The sequence below is a fragment of the Holdemania massiliensis AP2 genome, from assembly GCF_000327285.1.
In the GTDB taxonomy this organism is placed as follows: Bacteria; Bacillota_I; Bacilli_A; order Erysipelotrichales; family Erysipelotrichaceae; genus Holdemania; species Holdemania massiliensis.
In genome coordinates, this window is sequence record NZ_HE998567.1 from 679,447 (window position 1) to 696,478 (window position 17,032).

Below are 17,032 nucleotides of genomic sequence, written 5' to 3' on the forward strand. Positions count from 1 at the left end.
ATGAATACGATAACACTGCTGCTGACTCTGCCCCAGATTGAGCGTCTATACGAGGTCTGGCGTGAGTTTGAAGTCAAAGCTCCGGCTTATTCCCGCTATCAGCTAAAACCGGAAAACTGCACAATAACCGCTTATCAATCCAATAAAGTTGTCTTTCAAGGCAAGGATGCCGCCATCTATGCTGCCCCGTTTCAAACGGAGGAAAGCTTTGATCAAAGTCAGGGTCAAAACGATTTCCGACGTTTTGCCAAACAGACCCACGCCGGCAGTGATGAGGTAGGCACCGGCGATTATTTTGGATCAGTCTGTGTCTGTGCCTGTGCCGTTGAAAAACAGGATCTTGCCTGGTTGGAGACGCTGAAAGTCAATGATTCCAAACAGATCAATGACGAAGTTATTTTAAAAACCGCTCCGCTGTTAATGGAACGATTGGCTTATTCTTTATTAATTCTGCCTCCGGCAAAATATAACCAGATTCATCAACAATGCAACATGAACCAGATTAAAGCGATCCTGCACAACCAAGCCTATGTTCATTTGAAGCACAAGCGCGGTGAGCTCCCAAAGGCTGCGATTGTCGATCAGTTCACACCCCAAGCCAGCTATTATCGCTATTGTAAAGATCAGAAAGAAATTGTCCGCGGGCTGCATTTTGAAACCAAAGCCGAAAGTCATTATCCGGCTGTCGCCTGTGCTTCCATGATCGCCCGCTGCGCGTTTTTAAAAGCCTGGACCGCAATGGAAAATCAATGGGACATGACTTTTTCCAAAGGCGCTGGAAGTGCCGTAGATCAGGACGGCGCCGCTTTCGTCAGAAAACATGGTGAACAGCATCTCAAGGAAGTCGCAAAGCTGCACTTTAAAAACACCGAGAAAGTCGCAGATTTGTTATAATTTCCTAAGAAAACCGAAATCTAAAACAAAAAGAGGAAGATCAAGATCAAGCTGAATCCAGCCAAGCCCTTGTCGTTCCTCTTTTGTTTTCTCATGCCTGCATAATTATGCATAGGGCGATTTGATTTCTGAATTAAGAAACAAAAAAACATAAAAATACGCGCAAAAAAAGAATTCCTGCCCACCCAACCGATGCATCATACAATGCCACGACTAGAACGCCCAAGGCGAAAGTAGGTACGGAATTCAAGAATAGTATAGCAAACAAATCAAAAAGTCTCAATTAGTTCCGAAGCGAACCACTCACGGTTTTCATAGGAACTTCCAGTTCACACTTTTATAATTTGCGCTTAATCGGCAATCACTTCTACATTTAAACGCACGCGCTTGCCTAAGCGTACCAGTTCTACGCCTGCCGCATTCAGCATCCGTTTTGAAGCGATGACATTGTCCGCGGTGGCATATTTATCATCCTCATAGACAATTCTGCGAATCCCGCTCTGAATGATCGCCTTCGCACATTCATTGCATGGAAACAACGAAACATACAGTGTGCAGCCATGCAGATCACGTGTACTGTTGAGAATCGCGTTCAGTTCAGCATGCACAACAAACGCATATTTGGTTTCCAGCATTCCGCCTTCCCGATCCCATGGAAATTCGTCATCAGAACAACCGATCGGCAAACCGTTATACCCGATGCCAACCACTTTGTGTTCGGCATCCACGATCACGGCACCAACCTGGGTTGACGGATCCTTGGAACGCATGGCTGACAAATGTGCCAAACCCATGAAATATTCATCCCAGCTTAAGACATGTTCTCGCTTCATATGTTCTTTCCTCCTAAAGTGATGAACCTACGTAGGTTTCAACCATTTTTTTGCTTAAATGATCGCCATAGAAATCCAGATGCAGATCCCTGAGCATTTCCACAATCATCCGATCCGTTCCCGGGTAGATCGCATCCAGTTCTCTCGCCTTCGGCTCCACTGTTTTCAGGCCGATAAACACAACGGCAACGCATAAAGCAACCATTGTATTTTTACGCAGCTGAGCCCAGGAATCGTTGCGGGTTAAGACAACACTGATCAGCAAGCCTCCAACAAAACCGCCGAAATGCGCGGCCAGTGACACGCCCGGCATCAGGCTGATCATTAAATTGATCATCAGAATTAATAAGAACTGCGTCCTTAACTGCGGCTGGAAAAGAATTCGGGTCTGAATGCCGTAGACCAGAAAAGCGGCCAGCAAGCCATACAAGCCGCCGCTGATGCCCATCGCCACAACATTGCCGCTGCCCAAAAAGACAAACGCCGAGCCAAACAGGACAGAACCAAACAGCACGATTAGATAGTTGCGGACACCAAACAGCTTCTCACAAAGCATGCCCATGTTGTACAGCGCCATCATATTCATTAACAAATGCAGAAAATCAACATGCACAAATGCACTGGTCAGCCAGCGCCAATACTCATTCGCTCCGACCACAAACGCTTTGTAATAGCCGCCCAACAAGACCGCAACGGCCACGCTCACTTCACCAGACCCGCCTAAATTCTTAAACATGAACGTGAAAACAAGACTTAACAAGTATACCGCGATGCAGATGCCCATTAAAATCATCGTTGCCTTCGGCGGCTGAAGCGGTGATTTTTTCTGCGTACTGTGCGCCCGCTGACGCTGCAGTTCACTCAGCTTCTGGGTAATCCGATCATACTCCTGCTGCGGATCCTGAATCGGCTGCACTGCATGATCAATTCCCGGAAACACAGCTGTCAGCTGCGGGTCCGATACCGTCTGCGGCGATATGGTCACCAGATCGATCTGTTCTTCCTGATCCTCCACAATTTCATCACTGAGATGGATATCCAGCAGATCGCAGTTGCGGCGGAATAAATTCCGGATAGCCTGATGAATTTTCAGAATCCGGGTCTTATCAAAAAACACGGTGCTCAAACGCGTCTGTGAAAGCCGGATAATCGGGTATTCCGGATGCTTCGGATTGCCCAGCCAAATTTCATCCTGTGCTTCACGTGTTGAAATAAACTGATACTGACAGTCAGAAACAAAGTAATAAGCCAGCTGCAATAACTGGACGTCTTTCTCTGTAAAGCTGCTCATAGGCTGCTCCTTTCCTGGCGCAGCTGCGCCAACAGCGCTTCAAACGCAGGCGGCAGCGGTGCTTCAAAGGTCATCCGTTCACCCGTGGAAGGATGGACGAAGGACAGCTGATAGGCATGCAGCATCTGTCCCTGCGTATTGAGCGTCTTGCGCAGCGAATATTTCGGATCGCCGACAATCGGAAAACCGATGTACTGCATGTGAACACGAATCTGATGCGTCCGGCCGGTTTCCAGCCGGCAGCTGAGCAAGGTATACCGATCAAACCGTTCGACAACCTTAAAATGCGTGATCGCAGGCCGGGAATTCTTTTCCGTAACGGCCATTTTCTGGCGATCCTTCTCATCGCGTCCAATCGGCGCGTCAATCGTTCCATATTCATGCGGCATCACGCCATGGACTAAAGCGTAATACTGCCGACCGGCGGTCTTTTCTGCCAGCTGCTGCGCTAGGGACTGATGAGCGTTGTCATTTTTGCAGGCAACGATCAAACCGCTGGTATCCTTATCAATTCGATGCACAATTCCCGGCCGCAGCACGCCGTTGATCCCGGAAAGATCCTGACAATGCCAAAGCAGACCGTTGACCAGCGTATGATCCGGATTCCCCGGTCCTGGATGAACAACCATGCCCTTGGGTTTATTGATGACAATCACATCGTGATCCTCGTACACAACATCCAGTTCCATTTCCTGCGGCTGCGCTTCCAGCGGTTCATCCTCCGGCAGCGTCACTTCGATTTCATCGCCGGCTTTGACCTTATAGCTGTTTTTTACCGGCAGATCCTCGATCCGCACCGCTTCCGCATCGATCAGCTGCTGGACGCGGCTGCGCGAGCAATCCTCCATAGCCTGGCTTAAATATTTATCCAATCGCGTTCCCTGGTCTTGTTCTGCGACAATTAAAATCCGTGTTTCCATCAATGTTTCTCTCCTTCCGGCCGAACCAGCGTGATCAGAATCAGCAGGCCAACACCGATGCACAATGCCATGTCCGCCACGTTAAAAATCGGAAAATCGTATCCGAAAATAATAAAATCAAGAAAATCCCGGACGTAATGAAAGACCACGCGGTCGATCAGGTTGCCCAGTGCTCCGCCGATCACCAGCACTGTCGCCATTCGCGTCCAAGTATCCCGTTTATCTGTTTTCCATAAATACCAGGAAAAGCCGACGACCGCAATCGCTGTGATGATATAGAAAAATACCATCTTTCCCTCAAGCAGACTCCAGGCTGCCCCTGTATTCTGAGCATAGGTAATATTGAAAAACCCGCGGATGACCGGAATGCTTTGGCCCAGCGTCATTGTGGACTGCACCCAGAATTTCGTAAGCAGATCGAGAACCAGCACCCCTGCCAACAAAAGTATTTCTTTTATTTTCATAACTTTCACCATTTTCTATAACTCTTGTATTGTATCATACGCCCCGCGGTTTTTCAAAGCCTACACTTATGCGCCTTTGTCGTATTTCCAGTCACGGTAAAGTCATCGCTTTTTCTCTGAGATCCGCTCCTGCAGCCGAACATGGACTTCATCGCCCGGCTGTTTTCCAATTTGCGCACGAATGTCCTTACGCACACCGACGATATGCCCCGGTGTGCCCATCCGCACCAGACTGCCTTGGTAAGCAACCCCGTCAAATTCAACGCTGACCAACACCCGTCCGCGCCCAAATTCTTCCCGAACATCCCAAGGAAATTCGATATATGCCCCATCGATTCCATCCACCTTGCGGATCACGGCGTCAAATTCATAAACTTTTTGATTCATCTTTTTCTACCTCCAGGTTTAGTCTGACCTTCCTGCTTCAAACTCAGTCGATTCCTGTCAAAGACATGATTTCAGTAGCGGCCAACAGAAGAAAACCGCCTGACACAGCGGTTTCATTATCATTCAATGCGAAACAGAGATCAAACACAGCGGACACCAAACTGAAGCAGTCGGGCCCGTGCCTGTTCCAGATCCCGGTTGACGTTGCAGGGATCATGCGCATCGCTGGCCGTGATAACCGGAATTTCCAGGTCTGCCAGCATCTTCAGCCAGTCTGCGGATAATCCATAATCCGGATGAGCATACCGCCAATGACAGCCGGTATTGCATTCCATGATCACGCCCCGGCGTTTGGCTTCCAAGGCGATCCGGCTGATCCATTTGCGATCCATCACGGCATCCGAAGCTGCCATTTTAATCGTATCCGGATGGCCGATCTGATCAAACAAACCGCTCTGCACTGATTTCAGTACGCATTCACAATATTGTTCGACAATCGCTGAATGCGGTTGTTTCTGCCACAACAGCGGCTGAGAAAAGGACATATCATAGAGATAACCGCCAATTGAATGTACGCTGCCGACGAGAAAATCCAACGGCAGTCCCCGACAGATTTCCTTTAAAAACGGTTCACTTTCAGGCGTGTAGCAAACCTCCAGACCAAACCGAACCTCTAGCGGCCACCTCCGCTGCTTCATCGCGCGGACTAATGCCAGATAATCCCGCAGCGAATCCTGGAACTTGCCCTTTCCGCTGAGCCACTGCGCCTGCGTCGGATCAGCTTCGATCACACTTCGATAAGCCGGATGAAATTCTTTAAACCGATGGGTATGATCTAAGATCTGAATGCTTTCCAGCCCCTGCTTCTGCGCCGCATCCACAAACGCTTCAATGTATTCAGCACAGATTGGTCCGTGTTCTAAATGCACATGCCCATCGATTCTCTGCATCCTGAGTGCCTCCTGGTTAATATTCCTTCTTTTCTACGATTTTAACAGAGCAGAACCAGGAAATCAAGAACGCTGCCGCAAAGACCACAATCAGCCCCAGTGCCAGGGCAGTGAAGGAAATAGCCTCGGTATCAATGGACAATGCTGGCAAAACCCGCAGCACGCCAAAGCCCAGTACAAAGATCAGCGCCATCGCTCCCATCAACAGAATCCGGCTTTTCTCCGCTCCGAATTTATAGATCAGCGGGATAATCGCAATATCCAGAATGCAGGCCACCAGGGTGCTGAGCAGTCCGGTTGCGATCTGAAACTGGAAGTCCGCTTCCGGTGCAATCAACGTCGTCGCAAACGCCAGAACAACGTTGAGCACCAGCGCCCCCGCTCCCAACAAAAGCAGAAACACATATTTGCTGAGGACCAGTTTTCGGCAGCTGATCGGCAGTGTGGCTGCAAAGATATCCCAATGCGCCAGATCATCATAGCTGAATGAGGAAATCGCCAGGGTTACAACTAACAGCGCCATCATCGAACTCACCATCGAAAAACCATTGCCGGCCATCGCTGTCACCAGAAATAAAACGACGATCACCGCCATCATGCGGGCTGAATCCAAAACAACCATTAAATCCTTATACAGTAAGCCTTTCATTATTTTCGCTCTCCTTTTACCATGCACAGCATTATTTCTTCTAATCCCGCCGGCTCGACGCTGAGCATCGGATAGGCCTGCCGGATTTCCTCACGGTTGCGGACCAAACCCTGACACGTCAGATTCTGCGGCAGCAGCGCCAGCAGCGAGTCCCGGTCAATTTTTTCAATCTGAGAACGCGGCCCTTTCACGATGCCATATTCATCGTGCAGCACATCCTTTGGCAGGCAGAACTGCAGCGCTCCCTGATGGATGAACGTAACCACGTCGGCAATTTTCTCAATGTCAGTCGTGATATGACTGGAAAACAGAATCGAATGTGTTTCATCCTGAATGAAATCATAGAACAAATCCAGGATTTCATCACGGACAATCGGATCCAGACCGCTGGTCGGCTCATCGAGGATCAAGAGCCGGGCATGATGCGACAGCGCCGCCGCAATCGACAGCTTCATCTTCATGCCGGTCGAAAATGATTTCACGGTTTTGTTTAAAGGCAGACCGAAGCGCTCGCACAGCTTCATGAACTGACCATGATCCCACTTCGGATAAATGCCGGCCAGAACCTTGTCAACCTGCGGAATCTTCAGCTGATCATGAAAATGACAGCCGTCCAGAACAATTCCAATCTGACCGCGTTCCTCAACACTGAGCTGATCTGCGGGTTTGCCAAAGATCTGAATCTGACCCTCGCTGCGGATTAAACCGAGCAGAGCCTTGATCGTGGTGGTCTTCCCGGCCCCGTTTTCACCGATAAAGCCCATGACTTCACCGGGTTTGAGCGTAAAGCTGAGGTTTTTAAGTTCAAAGTCAGGATACTGCTTATGCAGCTTGTCTATTGATAAAATGGCGTCCATTGTTAATCCTCCTTATACAGCAGCGTCAGGATCTCGATCATCTCATCCAGTCCGATTTCCGCCAGATGAGCCAGCTGAACCGCCTGGGTTAACTGCTGCTCAATCTGCCGGTAGTTCTCTTCCCGGATCAGCTCCACATTGCGCGCCGCCACAAAACTTCCTTTTCCGCTCTGCGTCACGATGAAGCCTTCACGTTCAAGTTCTTCATACGCCCGCTTCGTCGTAATCACACTGATTCTCAGCTCCTTGGCCAAGATTCGCATTGAAGGCAGGGCGTCCCCTTCCTTTAATGCGCCGCTGAGAATCAGATTTTTAATCTGCGAAGTAATTTGTTCATAAAGCGGCTTATCGCTTGTGTTGCTGATAAAGATTTCCATACCGTCATCCTTCCTTACCGTATATATACAGTATATACAATATACTCGCTGTGTCAACAGGATTTGAAAAAAAAACTGACCGTTTCGTCAGTTTTCAATCAGATTCTGCTTTTTCCATTTTCCCGAATACCACCGCATCAGAAACAAGATCGCCCGCAGGACTTCATCGATCATCATTGCCAGCCATACGCCGACCACGCCCAGCTTGAACGTTACCGCCAAAAGATAGGACAACGCTACGGCCACACCCCATTGTGAAGCGATGCCTAACAGGATCGGAAACTGGATATCACCGGCGGCCTGAAGCGCCCGAACCTGTGTCATATTCACCGCCCGCCCGGCTTCCAAAAAGATCTCGATGAACATCACCTGTTTGCCCAGCCGCAGCACGGTTGGATCCTGCGTAAACAACCCGAACAGCTCATCTGAAAAACAATACAGCAGCACCGACACGCCGACGCCGATGATCAGTGAATAAACGAGGGTGCGCATCACCTGCTTATGAGCCTCCTCCAGTTTCCGTCCACCGATCAGAATGCCCACAAGAATCTGAGCAGCCTGCGAAACAGCGCTGCCATACATATAGGAAACCATCGCAAACATGTTCGCATAAACCCGCGTATTGATCACCGCTGTGCCAAACCCGTTGACAATTTTGGTGATGACCATCTGCGACAGATTGTAGGAAACACTTTCCCCACCTGAAGGCACCCCGATCGCCAACAGTTTTTTCAGCTGCTTCCAGGGAAATGGAGTCAACGTGCGCAGACTGACCGCAATCGTGGAACGCAGATTGAACATCACGATTAAAAGTCCCAAACCGATAAGGCGGCTCACCGTGCTGGAAATCGCAACACCCGCAATACCCAGCGGCGGAATTATGCCCCATCCGCGAATGAAAACGAAATTACCAACGATATTCAAAACATTCATCAGTGCCGATACTGCCATCGTCTGCTTCATCCAGCCCTGGGTGCGAAACATCGCGATATAAGTCATAAACAAAGCCTGAAAGATCATGCCCAAACCGATAATTGTGATATACACTGAACCATCATGCAGAATTTCCGCCGGCACACGCATCCAGTTAAAAATCGACATATTAAAAAACACCAATGCCGCGCTGATGACTAAACCAAAGCCAAAATTAACGGCCAAAGCCAGCGAATAAGTCTCCGATACCCGTTCAGGGTTGCCACTACCGAAATACTGCGTAACCAGAATGGTCATCGCTAACGAGATTACACTGAACGTGATGATTAGCACATTGACGATCTGATTGGCATTCCCGATCGCCGCCACAGCATTCTGCGACACCTGACTCATCATCATCTGGTCCACATTGCCGACCAGCATTTGTAAAAGCAGCTCGATAAAGATCGGCCACGTATAATGAAACAATGACATTTTGTGTGTTTGAAATTCCATCGAATTCATCCCCCTGATTTCAGAACTTTTTTAGAATACGCTCGGGATCAAGGGATGTCAAGATAAAATGAAAATGGAAGCGGTGTCAGTTTTCATTGCTTCCATTCTTGTTACATTTAGATTTTTACATTCAGAACGCGGCGGTAAACAACGCCTTTTCCTCCAGCTCATACGGTTGGTAACGAGCCTGTGTTTTATCAATCTGATGATTGGAAACATCCTGCTCATAACCAGCGTCAAGAATCCGTTTGAGATGATTTTTGACCTGCGCCGCATCCGCTGTGCTTAACGTCAGCTGCCGCAGGGCTATAACTTCATCCTGAGCAGATATTAAAGCCAGCGTCACCGCCATCTCTGGCCGTTTGAAAAGTGTCTGCGCATTCTCACATTCCTGAATGACAAACGGCAGATCTGAGGTTTCCAGGACATCATCGACATTGACTGTAAAGAACACTGCCGTATCCAACGGCAGAAATGCCAGCCGCCCAGGATTGCGGCGGAAGGCCTTGATTTCTTCCGGCTGCCACAGCGCATCTTTGATTAAGATCAGCCACTGATCCTCGACATAGTCAATCATAACACCCTCATCAATATGGAACGGACAACGCGTTCCGATTTCTAGTTTCATAGACTTCGCTTCCTCTCACTTAACTTCGGCTGCGGTTGAGCAGCTGATTTTCCAGGTCCTCATTGAACTGTGCGGTATACAGACGGGCATAATAGCCGTTTAAGTGCATCAGTTCACCATGCGTTCCCTGTTCTACGATCTTACCCTTTTTCATGACCAGAATCAAATCCGCGTTCACAATCGTCGACAGTCGATGCGCGATGATAAAGCTTGTCCGGCCTTTCATTAAATGCTCGATCGCATACTGAATGACCTGTTCGGTTTCGGTGTCAATCGAAGCCGTTGCTTCATCCAGAACGAAGATCCGCGGATCAGCCAGGACCGCACGGGCAAAGGAGATCAGCTGTTTCTGGCCGGTGGACAAGCGGGAACCGCCTTCACCGACATCCGTATCATAGCCCTTTTCCAGCCGCAGGATGAACTCATGCGCATCGACCATTTTCGCCGCATCCTCAATTTGTTCATCACTGGCGTCCAGCTTGCCATAGCGGATATTGTCCTTCACCGTTCCGGAAAACAGATGCGGTGACTGCAGCACATACCCGAGATTGGAATGTAGCCAGCCTAAGGAACGTTCGCGTACATCTTTTCCATCAATCAATACCTGCCCGGCAAGCGGCTGATAGAAGCGGCAGAGCAGATTGACCACGGTACTCTTGCCCGAACCGGTTTCCCCAACCAAAGCCACGGTCTGTCCGGCTTTGATCTTGAGGTTGAAATCGGTCAGAATCCGCTCGCCTTCCAGATATTCAAAGTCGACATGAGAAAACTCGACATCGCCGATCAACGGTTCATAGTTCTGAGGCTTCGGATCCAGTTCCGTGCCATATTTTTCAATGACCTGCGGCGTATCGACAATCTGCGGTTCGCTGTCCAACAAAGAAAGCACCCGTTCGGCACTGGCCTGAGCCAGCTGCAGCTCAGCGATCAGCCGGGCAATCTGCCTTAACGGCTCAAAGAACTGCGTTGCATACTGAGTAAACATCATCAGCGTACCAAACTGCAGCGTCTGCATCAATACCTGATGTCCGCCTGACCACAGAATCGCCGCTGTAGAAATCGCACCCAGTCCCATGACGACCGGCATAAACAGCGCTGACAGCGTTGCCGCCCGCACGCTGGCCGCTTTCATTTCCAGCGTTTCAGCATTGAATTCCTTGAGATTGTCCGCTTCAATAACAAGGGTTTTGGTCGTTTTGGCGCCTGTGATTCCCTCGTTGAACGCGCTGGTAATGCGCGAGTTAATCCGCCGCACACTGCGGTAATTTTTCAGAATTCTTACCTGAAACCAGACACTTAGCCACGCCAATACCGGCACCACCATCAGCACCAGCAAGGCCAGCTTCCAGTTCACGATCAGCATGACAACGCTGACTCCCAGCATGACCGCCAATCCCCAGATCAAATCCATCAGACTCCATGACAGGATTTCAGCCAGCCGGGCAATGTCGCTGTTCATCCGCGCCATCAGCCAGCCGATCGGTGTGCGGTCAAAATAGGAAAACGATAAGGTCTGCAGCTTGGCAAAGGCTTTTTCACGTACATCATAGGAAAACGCCATTTCAATTTTGCCGGCCTGCATAAAAAACAGATAGACGCTGAAGGCCTGAAACAAAACCCCGGCCATGTAGACGATGGAAAACAGCCACAGCGAGCTGTCCGGCTGGCCGCCGGCCGCAAAGGTATCAATCGCCACTTTGTTGAGGATCGGAAACAAAACGTCGCAGCCGGCTACCGCCACCATCAGGATCAACAGATGGACCAGTTCTTTGCGCAGCGGCTTCATCAGCACAAAGATCCGCTTCCACAAGCCGGCATCCAAGGACTCCGTGTTATATTGTTGTTCTTCAAAACGAATCTGACTCATGCTTCCTCACCTCCCCCTTCATTCATCCGGGCCGTCTGGATATCCACGATCCGGCGGTACAGTCCGTCTTCATTCAACAATTGTTCATGCGTCCCAGACTGCGTAATCTGCCCCTGTTCCAGCACCAGGATCAGATCAGCATCCATGGCGGAAGCCACGCGCTGGGTGATGATCAGCGTCGTCGTCTGACTCTGAACCTCTTTCAGCGCAGCTCGGATCTGAGCGTCGGTCTGCGTATCCACTGCCGACAAGGAATCGTCAAAGATCAAAATCGGCTGCGGCGACAAAACGGTCCGGGCAATCGCGATCCGCTGCTTCTGTCCGCCGGAAAGGGTCACGCCCTTCTCACCGACTAACGTATCATAGCCCCGGTCAAACTCCGCAATGACCTCATGCACCGAAGCAATCCGGGCCGCCTGTTCCACTTCCTCGCGCCGGGCACTGCGGCGGGCCAGATGAATGTTGTCATAAATCGTTTTGGAAAACAGAAACGGTTCCTGCAGCACGATGCCGATGTTCTGGCGCAGCCATTGACGCTGAATCTGTATCAGATCATGACCGTCAATCCGGATCTGTCCGCCGGTCGGATCATACAGCCGCATCAGAAGATGCACCAGCGTGCTCTTGCCTCCGCCGGTCGGTCCGATCAGCGCAACCGTCATGCCTTTTTCAATCGTAAAATTCAGATCTTTCAGCACCGGCTGACTGTCGCCCTCATATTGAAACTGAACGTGATCAAATTCAATCCGGCCTTCAATCGCCGGTGTTTCTCCGCTTGTCACATCCTCCGGCGCTTCATCCAGAATTTCCTGGAGCCGGCCAATCGACACGCTCATCTTGCCCATATCTGCCAGAATCCGCCCCAAATTGCGCACCGGCCATAAAATCATGCCTTCATAGGAAATGAACACAAAGAAGCTGCCGACGCTGAGATCACCGCGGGAAGCGGCAAAAATGCCCGCTAGGATAATCACGAAAATCTGCGTCAGACAGATCAAATCACTGGTTCCCCAATACGCTCCCAGATACTGAATCATCTTGAAGGTCAGATCGCGGTAACGGATATTTTTCTTATCAAATTTACGAATTTCCTCGCGTTCGTTGTTGAACGCCTTCACCACGCGGATTCCGGATAAATTCTCCTGAACCGCAGTGCTCAGATCACCTTCTGCCTCATCCGATGCCAAAAACGCTTTCTGCACGCGGGTGAAGAAAACATAGGCGTAAATCACTAACAGCGGCATTGAAATCACCGCCAGCCATGCTAACGGACGATAGATCGAAAACAAAATCAGCAGTGCCGCCAATGCCGTCGCAATCGAATAGACCACTTCAGAAATCTGACCGGATAAAAACCGCCGAATCTGATCGACATCACTGGTACAGCGCTGCACCAAATCACCGGTTTTAATCCGTACATGGTAACTGAACGGCAGAGACTGCAAATGCGCATACAACCGATTGCGGACCTTGCGGCATACTTCTTCGGAAATCACCGCATTCCAGTATCCGCGTAGGAAGACGCACACGCAGATCAAGGCGTTGATCGCCAGGATCGCCGCTGCGCCCATCCATAAATTCCGCTGCAGATATTGAGCTCCGCCTAAGCTTTCCAACAGCCAGGCCAGCACCGGATTGGCCGCCGGTTGTTGATGAATGACATTGTCAATCATGAAACTGAACAACAGCGGCGAGCATAAGTTCAGAAAGGCATAGACGCAGACCAAGACGATCATCGCCGCCATGCGTTTGCGGTTGCCTTCCAGAAACTCCCAAATAAATTGAAACTTTCGCATTTTCCCCCTCCTTTAAAATTCAAAAATAAAAAGCACGCTCAGCAGTGCTTTTCATTCTTATCTCATTCATTTTCATCCATGACTTCTGCCAGATATTCCATCGGCGTCACCTGTGTCATCAATTCGATGACGTCAAACGACAAACCGATCTCCACCAGCGTTTTCGCAACTTCCATCTGCGGTTTTTTCATACTCTCACCTGTTCTTAGGCTGAGCCCTCTGCCCGCAGACTATCCTTTAGTTTGATTGGAAGTGTTTGGTTAACGCCGCTGCGATCTGATCAGGACAGGATGTCGGCTTCGCGCCGCAATGAACTCCCTGAAAAGCATCTACTACTTCTTTTACAGTCTTCCCCTTGATGATTCTGGAAATACCCAATAAATTGCCTGGGCACCCGCCTGTAATCGTTACGTTGGTGATCACATCGCCTTCCAGCTCAAAATCAAAGCGCTTGGAACATACGCCCTGGGGAATATATGTAAATTTCTCTTTTGTCATTGTCATAAAAAAAACCTCCTGTCTTATATGGTTATCATAATAACATGGTTCAATTTCCTCTACAAGTCCAAAAACGAAGAAAAAGCGGGAATTCTGAAAGCCTCGTTCGTTTCCCGCTTGTTTTTGCTTTAATTTAATCTCTTTCTTAAATCCGGAATAAGGATTCAAATTTCTTGAAAATCTTATTATCCGCAATGACCAGAAGCTGATCATTGGTTTCAATAGTGTAGAAAGCATCAGGAGAAATGGACAGATGTTCCTTTGGATTTTTACGTATGCCTAAAACGTTGATTCCATAATTCGTTCTTAATTCCAGAGCTTTGAGCGTTTTGCCGACCCATTTTGCCGGCGCTGCAATCTCAACGATGCTGTAATCATCATCAATATCAATTAAATCGATAATGTTGCGGGAAACCAGTTTTTTCGCTACGCGCTCGCCCATTTCTTTTTCAGGACGAACAACATAATCCGCACCAATCTTCTGTAAAATCTGCATGTATTTCTTGTTTTTAGCCTTGGCCATAATAAACGGAATGCCCAGCTCCCTAAGATTCATGACGCCCATGATGCTTTCTTCCAGATGGGATCCCGTCGCTACAACCGCCGCATCACAATCCTGAATGCCAATCGCCCGCAGCTGATCGATATCCGTAAAATCTGCCTGAATCGCCTGTGTGACAAAATCACTAACCCGATCGACACAGGCTAAATCTTTATCAATCGCAATCACTTCATGATTGTATTGAGAGAGTGTTTTTGCAATGGTTGATCCAAAGATGCCAAGTCCAAGAATAACATACTGTTTCATTTCCGCCATAAATTTATCCTCCTACCCGATCAGCACGTCCCCGTGCGGATATACGAGATTGTTTGTTTTTCGATTTTGTTTCATTCGCATTAATGACAGAACAATCGTGATCGGACCCACGCGGCCGATATACATCAACATGATGATGACGATCTTGCCTAAAGCGGATAACAACGGTGTTACCCCGGCTGACAAGCCGACCGTAGCAATCGCTGAGAAAGCTTCAAAAGCTAACGGCAAAAATCCAATTTGCGGTTCTGTTAATGTCAGTAAAAAGATCGCAATAACCATAATGCAGGCATACGTCAGCGTAATCGCAAAGGCCCGGTGGAACGTAGAGCTCGGCAAAGTCCGCTTAAACAATGTCATATTTCCGGAATCCCGAATTTCCGAAATAATCAGGACGAATAACATTGAGAATGTCGTTGTCTTGATACCGCCTGCCGTTCCGCCTGGAGAACCGCCGATAATCATATAGAATAACATGATAAATAAGGAAGCATCTTTCAGTAACGCAAAGTCAATGGTGCTGAAGCCCGCTGTCCGCAGGGTTGTGGACTGGAAGAAGGCTGCCATAATCTTCTGCGGGAAATTCATCCAGCCTAAGGTATTCGGGTTGCCATATTCCACAAGCAGCACGATCAGCGTTCCGCTGCCCAGCAAAATCCCTGTAACAACTAAGACCAGCCGGCTGTGCAGTGACAGTCTTGTCCAAAGCCGCTTCCAGCTCAGCTTTTTCTTCTCCGGCAAAATCCGCCGCAGATCAAACCACACCGCAAAGCCTAAACCGCCGGTGATGATCAGACCGCAGACCGTAAAATTGATCAGCGGATCACTCGTGTATGCCATCAGAGATGAGCGCGTCAAATTATCCAGACCTGCGTTGCAGAACGCCGATATGGAAAGAAAGACTGAATTGTAAAGGCCCTGCGCCAAGCCATACTCAGGAATAAACCGCAGCGCCAGCAATCCCATGCCGATCCCTTCAAAAATAAAGGTGTAGCGGAAGATACTTTTTAAGAAATTCGGAATGTTGTCAGCATCATTTTTATTTAATGAATCCTGCAGCATTTTCTTCTCTGAAAAGTTCAGCTTGCGCCGCATCAGCGTTAAAAACAAGGCCAGCAACGACATCAAGCCCAAACCGCCGATCTGCATTAAGAAGATCAATACGGTCTGACCGATCAGATTGTACTGATCAATAACCGCAAACGGCATCAAGCCTGTCACGCAGGTAGCGGAAGTAGCGACGAACAAACTGTTTAAGTAACTGGCCCGCATCCCCGGATTCTGGGCGATTGGCAGCCACAGCAAGACTGATCCGACAAGGATGACCAAGACAAAGCTCAAAGCAATCATACGGGTAGGTCCTAAAAAGCGCAGGATTTTATCCCGAAACGGCAGATTGAAATTCATGACCTTTTTCCCTCCTTAGAAAGGAACCGAACAAGCGGCATGCCAAACCGCAGGGTAACAAAAGGGTTAACCACCTGACAGATTTCACTGTTTCCTTCCAGACTCATCAGCATTCCTGCCATTTCCGGCGACAATCCCAACTGTTTCTGGAGTCTTTGATTCATTTTATAACAACCTTGCTTCAGCGCTTCTTCCATGGTTTCTGCGGAGGTAATCACATACACCCGATCCCGATCCACAACCCAAGGTTCACTGCAAGTTTCTTTTATAACTTCTATTTGAACGATCACATCCGCTGCGATTTCCGCACCGCTGCCCATGACTTCACCATCACCCATCGCTGCATGCACATCTCCCAAGGCCAACAATGCCCCGGGATGGAACACCGGCAGATAGACAACCGAGCCTTCACGAATCTTACGGCAGTCCATATTACCGCCATGAACGCCTGGCTTTCTGCATGCCACTGACTCTGCTTCTGGGGCAACGCCGATCACTCCGATCATGGGCGCCGTTTTCACAACCAGATCTTTCTGAAATTCCAGCTGATTTTCCTGAACTGGCAGAAAATGGATCATCCGCCGTTCTATCCAATCGGCCATCATCCCACTTTTAGGATAACTCCCCACCAAGGCTTGGTCTTGAAGCGTGATCTTCTCAATGGTCACCTTCAGTGTGTCTCCAACCTGAGCCTCTTCAACAAATACCGGACCTGTAGCCGGATTGATTTGAAGCGGTCGCCTGTCAGGATCCTGCGGCGTAATTTCATCACCATAGCAATCCCTTGTTTCAAAACATATTCTGTCCCCGGAATGAGCTTTTAAAACCGGCTTATTTTCCGAAGACATCGCGTAGATCACTTGATCTTTAGCAATCTTTTTCATAACCAGCCCTCTTTAAGCGTATACGATTCCTAGTCTACACCTTTTAATGGGAATACTCAATACTCTGTCTTGAAAATTTTACATC

At 49.0% G+C, this 17,032-nt stretch carries 19 protein-coding genes; 1 reads left to right on the plus strand and 18 read right to left on the minus strand.

All coding sequences use genetic code 11. The annotated features are described in order from the left end of the window. Positions 1-894, plus strand: a complete 894-nt coding sequence (gene rnhC, locus BN162_RS03195; protein ID WP_020223627.1) for a ribonuclease HIII — start codon at positions 1-3, stop codon at positions 892-894. Between the two features lie 350 nt (positions 895-1,244). On the opposite strand, the gene BN162_RS03200 is transcribed toward rnhC, so the two are convergent. The 18 genes from BN162_RS03200 to BN162_RS03280 form a co-directional block, all read right to left on the minus strand. Beyond that, on the minus strand, positions 1,245-1,727 hold the full coding sequence (locus BN162_RS03200) for a deoxycytidylate deaminase (RefSeq protein WP_020223628.1): 483 nt from the start codon (positions 1,725-1,727) through the stop codon (positions 1,245-1,247). A 13-nt stretch (positions 1,728-1,740) separates the two neighbouring features. Continuing rightward, on the minus strand, positions 1,741-3,018 hold the full coding sequence (locus BN162_RS03205) for a rhomboid family intramembrane serine protease (RefSeq protein ID WP_020223629.1): 1,278 nt from the start codon (positions 3,016-3,018) through the stop codon (positions 1,741-1,743). Next, positions 3,015-3,938: an RluA family pseudouridine synthase gene (locus BN162_RS03210; RefSeq protein WP_020223630.1), complete on the minus strand. Its 924-nt coding sequence runs from the start codon at positions 3,936-3,938 to the stop codon at positions 3,015-3,017. Before BN162_RS03210 ends, BN162_RS03205 begins: the two co-directional genes overlap by 4 nt. Continuing rightward, positions 3,938-4,402 carry a signal peptidase II gene (gene lspA / locus BN162_RS03215; RefSeq protein WP_040451414.1) on the minus strand — a complete coding sequence of 155 codons (465 nt, stop codon included), beginning with the start codon at positions 4,400-4,402 and terminating at the stop codon, positions 3,938-3,940. The genes BN162_RS03210 and lspA overlap by 1 nt, the downstream gene beginning before the upstream one ends. Positions 4,403-4,504: 102 nt before the next feature. After that, positions 4,505-4,789: a DUF1905 domain-containing protein gene (locus tag BN162_RS03220; protein WP_020223632.1), complete on the minus strand. Its 285-nt coding sequence runs from the start codon at positions 4,787-4,789 to the stop codon at positions 4,505-4,507. Between the two features lie 140 nt (positions 4,790-4,929). After that, complete coding sequence (locus tag BN162_RS03225; protein ID WP_020223633.1) at positions 4,930-5,739, minus strand: PHP domain-containing protein; 810 nt, start codon at positions 5,737-5,739, stop codon at positions 4,930-4,932. 16 nt (positions 5,740-5,755) lie between these two features. Further along, positions 5,756-6,388 carry an ABC-2 transporter permease gene (locus BN162_RS03230; protein ID WP_020223634.1) on the minus strand — a complete coding sequence of 211 codons (633 nt, stop codon included), beginning with the start codon at positions 6,386-6,388 and terminating at the stop codon, positions 5,756-5,758. Beyond that, a complete protein-coding gene (locus BN162_RS03235; protein ID WP_020223635.1) occupies positions 6,388-7,245 on the minus strand; it encodes an ABC transporter ATP-binding protein in 858 nt (285 codons plus the stop codon). Before BN162_RS03235 ends, BN162_RS03230 begins: the two co-directional genes overlap by 1 nt. A gap of 2 nt (positions 7,246-7,247) precedes the next feature. Continuing rightward, complete coding sequence (locus BN162_RS03240) at positions 7,248-7,622, minus strand: GntR family transcriptional regulator (protein WP_020223636.1); 375 nt, start codon at positions 7,620-7,622, stop codon at positions 7,248-7,250. 87 nt (positions 7,623-7,709) lie between these two features. Continuing rightward, entirely contained in the window at positions 7,710-9,050 is a 1,341-nt protein-coding gene (locus BN162_RS03245) for an MATE family efflux transporter (RefSeq protein ID WP_020223637.1), read from the minus strand. A gap of 130 nt (positions 9,051-9,180) precedes the next feature. Further along, positions 9,181-9,678, minus strand: coding sequence for a hypothetical protein (locus BN162_RS03250; RefSeq protein ID WP_020223638.1), 498 nt, complete (start codon positions 9,676-9,678; stop codon positions 9,181-9,183). A 19-nt stretch (positions 9,679-9,697) separates the two neighbouring features. Continuing rightward, on the minus strand, positions 9,698-11,545 hold the full coding sequence (locus BN162_RS03255; RefSeq protein ID WP_020223639.1) for an ABC transporter ATP-binding protein: 1,848 nt from the start codon (positions 11,543-11,545) through the stop codon (positions 9,698-9,700). Continuing rightward, the gene (locus BN162_RS03260; RefSeq protein ID WP_020223640.1) at positions 11,542-13,341 is read right to left on the minus strand and encodes an ABC transporter ATP-binding protein; all 1,800 of its coding nucleotides are present in this window, start codon (positions 13,339-13,341) and stop codon (positions 11,542-11,544) included. Before BN162_RS03260 ends, BN162_RS03255 begins: the two co-directional genes overlap by 4 nt. A 62-nt stretch (positions 13,342-13,403) precedes the next feature. Then, the gene (locus tag BN162_RS19125; RefSeq protein WP_020223641.1) at positions 13,404-13,532 is read right to left on the minus strand and encodes a hypothetical protein; all 129 of its coding nucleotides are present in this window, start codon (positions 13,530-13,532) and stop codon (positions 13,404-13,406) included. 46 nt (positions 13,533-13,578) lie between these two features. Continuing rightward, positions 13,579-13,845 carry a TIGR03905 family TSCPD domain-containing protein gene (locus BN162_RS03265; RefSeq protein ID WP_020223642.1) on the minus strand — a complete coding sequence of 89 codons (267 nt, stop codon included), beginning with the start codon at positions 13,843-13,845 and terminating at the stop codon, positions 13,579-13,581. A 139-nt stretch (positions 13,846-13,984) separates the two neighbouring features. Beyond that, positions 13,985-14,656: a potassium channel family protein gene (locus BN162_RS03270; protein ID WP_020223643.1), complete on the minus strand. Its 672-nt coding sequence runs from the start codon at positions 14,654-14,656 to the stop codon at positions 13,985-13,987. A 12-nt stretch (positions 14,657-14,668) separates the two neighbouring features. Then, positions 14,669-16,063, minus strand: coding sequence for a TrkH family potassium uptake protein (locus tag BN162_RS03275; RefSeq protein ID WP_020223644.1), 1,395 nt, complete (start codon positions 16,061-16,063; stop codon positions 14,669-14,671). Beyond that, a complete protein-coding gene (locus tag BN162_RS03280) occupies positions 16,060-16,947 on the minus strand; it encodes an acetamidase/formamidase family protein (protein WP_020223645.1) in 888 nt (295 codons plus the stop codon). The genes BN162_RS03275 and BN162_RS03280 overlap by 4 nt, the downstream gene beginning before the upstream one ends. Positions 16,948-17,032 lie beyond the last annotated feature (85 nt).